The organism is Streptomyces sp. SP17BM10 (assembly GCF_036322405.1).
In the GTDB taxonomy this organism is placed as follows: Bacteria; Actinomycetota; Actinomycetes; order Streptomycetales; family Streptomycetaceae; genus Kitasatospora.
Window position 1 is genome coordinate 1 of record NZ_JAQYXB010000632.1, and the last position, 274, is coordinate 274.

Genomic DNA, 274 nt, shown 5'->3' on the forward strand with positions numbered 1-274 from the left:
ACGATCCGATGCTGGTCTTCGACCTGGCGGACGAGGTGCGGGAGACCATCCAGCACACGCTCTACAAGCTGCTGGTGCAGCGGCGCTCGGTGTTCTTCTAGCTCGGCGTTGTTCCAGCTCGGCGTTCTTCTGGCTCGGCCGTCGTGTGCCGACCCGGTGCGTCAGCCGCCGAGGATCCGCAGTCCGGGCAGCAGGCCCGGGATGAGCGGCGGCACGTCGACGCCCTGCTGCTGGCCGCCGGTGGCGGCACTGGGCGTGGCGGTCGGCAGCTGCT

The 274-nt window shown here is 70.1% G+C and carries 1 pseudogene; it reads left to right on the forward strand.

Going from position 1 to position 274, the window contains the following annotated elements:
* Nucleotides 1–101: pseudogene (locus PUR71_RS27095) on the forward strand (glycerol acyltransferase); the annotation flags it as partial.
* Nucleotides 102–274 lie beyond the last annotated feature (173 nt).